Genomic DNA, 3101 nt, shown 5'->3' with positions numbered 1-3101 from the left:
GCTTTTACCACGCGACCGAACAAGGCAAAGCGGTATTCGATCTGGCTGACGAGTCGAATGGTACGCGCAACCTGTTATTCCTTGCCGGTCCGGTGCTCGACATCCTCAACAGGGGATTGACGCTGGTGATCGATGAACTCGATACGAGTCTGCACACGCTGCTGGTGCGCGAGCTGGTACGGTTGTTTCATCGGCCCGATGTCAGCATCGGTGGTGCGCAGCTCGTGTTCACGACCCATGACACTTCTTTGCTCGACGCGCCCGATCTATTTCGCCGCGACCAAATCTGGTTCGTGGAAAAAGACCATGAGCAGGCTTCCAGCCTGGTCAGTCTGTCGGAGTTCAGCCCGCGCAAAAACGAAGCACTGGAACGCGGGTATCTGATCGGCCGCTACGGCGGCGTGCCTTTCCTCAGCCATACCCTGGGGCTGCAGCACTGATGGCTCGCGACAACTCTCCCAAAGAGCGACAGAAAAAACAGCTTGAACGTAAGCAAGGCCGGCGCGCAAGTTACGACCGCATCCTGATCGTTTCCGAAGGCAGCAAAACCGAGCCACTCTACTTCAGCGAAATCCGCGCTGCTTACCGGCTGCATACAGCTAATGTGGAGGTGCGTCGCAGCGAACCGGGCACCGCACCAATACAGGTGGTGCAATACGCCAAAGAACTTTTCGAGTACGGTGACCGCCACAAGAACATTCAGCCTCGCGCCTTCGAACAGGTGTATGCAGTGTTCGATCGCGACGACCATCGTAGTTACTTCGATGCGCTCGGACTGGCCGAATCGCTGGACGGCATACTACGGAACGACGCCAAACAAGCCGTAACGTTCCGCGCCATCGCCTCGGTGCCGAGCTTCGAGTTGTGGCTGTTGCTGCATTTCGAGGATATTCAGACGCCAATGCATCGGGATGAGGTAATGCGAAGGTTGAGGCAGCACATCATCGGCTATGAGAAAGGCGCGGGCCGCGCATTCGCAACGACCCGCGAACGACTGGAGGTGGCTACGCAACGTGCAGAACGATTGGCTGAACGATTCACGTGCTACACCGACCCGGAGCCTTACACCGGCATCGTCGCTTTGGTGAAGCTGCTAATTACGCTCAAGGCCTGACAACGACGAGCCAGCGTCACCAGGGTAGGTCAGCCGTCCGACGGACTTTATTCGGACCCGGCCAACTTTATTCGCTCCAGTCAGCGGGCAGGATCGTTCAGTGGTTCGACACCGATACCGATGTCACCGATATCCAGCAGGCGCAGGAAGAATTGAAAACGGCAAACCGCCGCAAGGCTGATTTTCTGGCGATGCTCGCGCATGAGTTGCGCAATCCGCGTGCGCCGATCAGCACCGCCGCCGAACTGCTGAAGCTGGCCGGACTCGACAAGGAAGGGATTCGTCAGACAGGCGAATTCATCACCCGGCAGTTTGCACACATGACGGATCTGGTGGACGACCTGCTCGACGTGTCGCGGGTGATGCGCGGCCTGATCAAGCTAAAGGACGACGTGCTCGATTTCAACGCCATCATCGCCGACGCGGTGGAGCAGGTGCATTCCTTCATGGGCGCCAAGCGTCAATCTTTGCGTGATTAATTGAATTCCCCACAGGCAGCGCACGAGGCTGCCTGCGCATGCCTTTACCGCAAGGCGGGCGATCTCACGTGTTCCGGCCTGACGCCGATGCCGACCGCATACGCCGGCATGACGCGCAATGCAGGCAACCGGTTCAACAGCCTGACCGGCCACGGCGTCTTAAGCGTACTCTGGCGCTCGCCTTCCAGCACCGGCTTCAGCAACCTGTTCTGTATCGCCAGTTGCGCGGCTTGCGTCAACCGCGTCGGAAACAGGCGGCGCTTTTCCACCTGCGCCAGCAATGGCGTCAGTTGGTCCGCGGTCATGCCAGGGTCGGCCAGCGGCGCTGCCAATATGTTGGCCGCCGCGACCGCATCCTGGATGGCCAGGTTGATGCCGACGCCGCCGATCGGCGACATGGCATGCGCGGCGTCGCCGATGCAAAGCAGGCCGGGCGTCCACCAGCGTTGGAGCCGATCGACGGTGACGCTCAGCAGCTTGACGTCGTCCCAGCTGCGGATCGACTGCGTGCGCGCCGCCAGCCAGGGTGCAACGCCGGCGATCTCCGCGCGGAACGCATCCAGCCCGCGGCCCTGTACCGCCTCTATCCCGCCTTTCGGAATGACATAGGCGCATTGCCAGTAATCGCCGCGGTAGATCATGGCCAGGAAATGGCCGCTGTCGATATGGCCGCCGCTTTCCAACGGATCGCCGGGCATGACCGGCAAGCGCATCCACAACACATCGATCGGCGCACCGAGATTGCGCACCGCCAGCCCGGCCGCATCACGCATCCTGGACCGTCGTCCGTCGGCGCCGACCACCAGGTCCGCGATGATGGTCATCGGCTCGCCTACCGCCTCTACCCGCACGCCGCGGATGCGCCCGGCTTCCTTCACCACGTCGACCGCTTCCGCCCCCAGCAGCAGGCGGAAGTTGGGCCATGGCGAGGCATGATCGCGCAGAAAATCGAGGAATTCCCATTGCGGCATCATCGCGATGTACTTGCAGGCGGTGCGCAGGCCGGAGAAGTCGGCAATCACCGCTTCGTTGCCGCTGATCGACACCCGCAAGCGGCGGGCCTTGTCATGCGGGCGGTCCAGGATTGCGTCGAGCAGCCCCAGTTCCTGCATGACCTGCAGCGTCGATGGATGGATGGTATCGCCACGGAAGTCGCGCAGGAAATCGGCATGTTTTTCCAGCACGACCACATCGACGCCGGCACGCGCCAGCAGGTAGCCGAGCATCATGCCGGCCGGTCCGCCGCCCGCAATACAACAACGAGTGTGCATGGTCTTCATGATGTCGGCTTTCTTTGAGTAATTTGTTGGGGATTGTCGTCAAAGGGCGGCTTGTTTTTACGAAGCGGGTTTCGTCGATATCGAGTCTTTCCTTCTGCATATCCGATAGCGGTCCAAACAACCGCTGACGGCTCCTTTCCCCTTCCAGGGCGCCCGGCTAGGGGGGAAGGTTGGGATGGGGCGGCCCGCGCAGGGGTAGTGAGGTCGGGCAAACGGATGCATAAGCTC

At 60.9% G+C, this 3101-nt stretch carries 4 protein-coding genes; 3 read left to right on the top strand and 1 reads right to left on the bottom strand.

The features are described from left to right. The 3 genes from V7080_RS24965 to V7080_RS24955 form a co-directional block, all read left to right on the top strand. Positions 1 to 440 (top strand): AAA family ATPase (locus V7080_RS24965; RefSeq protein WP_334191076.1); only part of this gene is annotated, 440 nt, incomplete at its 5' end. Then, entirely contained in the window at positions 440 to 1114 is a 675-nt protein-coding gene (locus V7080_RS24960; protein ID WP_334191075.1) for an RloB family protein, read from the top strand. The genes V7080_RS24965 and V7080_RS24960, both read left to right, overlap by 1 nt. Positions 1115 to 1266: 152 nt before the next feature. Continuing rightward, a complete protein-coding gene (locus tag V7080_RS24955) occupies positions 1267 to 1593 on the top strand; it encodes a sensor histidine kinase (protein WP_334191074.1) in 327 nt (108 codons plus the stop codon). 44 nt (positions 1594 to 1637) lie between these two features. Here V7080_RS24955 and V7080_RS24950 read toward each other — a convergent pair whose 3' ends face one another. After that, the gene (locus V7080_RS24950; protein WP_334191073.1) at positions 1638 to 2873 is read right to left on the bottom strand and encodes an FAD-dependent oxidoreductase; all 1236 of its coding nucleotides are present in this window, start codon (positions 2871 to 2873) and stop codon (positions 1638 to 1640) included. Positions 2874 to 3101: the final 228 nt, after the last annotated feature.

This window comes from Noviherbaspirillum sp. (assembly GCF_036846085.1).
Classification (GTDB): Bacteria; Pseudomonadota; Gammaproteobacteria; order Burkholderiales; family Burkholderiaceae_D; genus Noviherbaspirillum.
The sequence above is the reverse complement of the archived record's forward strand: the minus strand, read 5'-3'. Positions and strand labels throughout refer to the sequence as shown.

Excerpts from the sequence above, each read along its gene's own strand:
- V7080_RS24960 (WP_334191075.1), top strand. The coding sequence starts at position 440 with ATGGCTCGCGACAACTCTCCCAAAGAGCGACAGAAAAAACAGCTTGAA.
- V7080_RS24950 (WP_334191073.1), bottom strand. The coding sequence starts at position 2,873 with ATGAAGACCATGCACACTCGTTGTTGTATTGCGGGCGGCGGACCGGCC.